Genomic DNA, 1,023 nt, shown 5'->3' on the forward strand with positions numbered 1-1,023 from the left:
CACCCCTCCCCAGGAGCCGCCATGTGTTACGGATTCGACGGCCGAGGAGCCCTCGACCACTCCCTCGCCCACCGCGGAACCTCCCGCCGGAAACTGCTGCGCGGGGCCCTGGCCGGCCTCGCCGGCGCCGGGGCACTCGCCGCCGGCGCGGCAGCCCCCCTCGCGCACGCCGCCGGCCGCCCCACCGGTCGCCCCGTGGTGCCGCCCGGCCTGATCGGCATCCAGCTCTACACCCTGCGCTCCGTCCTCGGCGGGGCGAACTTCGAACCCGTGCTGCGGGAACTGGCCGGGATCGGCTACCGGCGCGTCGAGTTGGCCGGACTCTCCGGACGCTCCGCCTCCGACGTGCGCGCCCTCCTCGACGACATCGGACTGGCCGCCACCTCCGCCCACGAGGGCCTGAGCAGCGGCCCCGCCGCGCTCGAGACGAAGATCGCCGACGCCGTCACGCTCGGCCGGTCCCACCTCGTCGTCCCCTACCTCGCCTCCGCCGACCGGGCCCGGTGGCAGGCGTGGGCCGAACAGATCAACCGGGAGGCCGAGGCGGCCCGTGCCGCCGGACTGCGCTACGGCTACCACAACCACGCCCACGAGTGGACCACCGACCTCGGCGGCGGCGTCACCCCGTGGGATGTGCTCACCTCCGAGTGCGACCCCCGCCTGGTCCACCTGGAGATCGACCTCTACTGGGTGGTCACCGCCGCCATCCAGCTCGGCGAGCCCGACCCGGAGGGCTTCGCCATCGACGTCATCCGCGACGCCCCCCAGCGGGTCCTCCAGTTCCACGTCAAGGACCGGGCCGCCGCCAACGGCGCCACCGCCGACCTCGGCACCGGGATCATCGACTTCCCCCGGATCTTCCGCGCCCACTCGCCCCGGGAGTACATCGTCGAGAACGACAACCCGGAGGTGTCCCCCCTGCACACCGCCCGGGTGGGCTACTCCTACCTGCGCGACCTGCGGTACTGACCCCTTCCGGGGTCCGGGCCCCCGGCCCGCCGGCGGCCCGGACCCCGTCCCTCC

At 74.8% G+C, this 1,023-nt stretch carries 1 protein-coding gene; it reads left to right on the forward strand.

Annotated features, from left to right (window positions below; genetic code table 11):
* Positions 1-969, forward strand: a 969-nt coding sequence (locus FOE67_RS26810) for a sugar phosphate isomerase/epimerase family protein (protein WP_228474339.1), incomplete at its 5' end; no start/stop codon positions are given.
* Between the last annotated feature and the right edge of the window lie 54 nt (positions 970-1,023).

The organism is Streptomyces calidiresistens, assembly GCF_014141525.1.
GTDB classification, from domain to species: Bacteria; Actinomycetota; Actinomycetes; order Streptomycetales; family Streptomycetaceae; genus Streptomyces; species Streptomyces calidiresistens.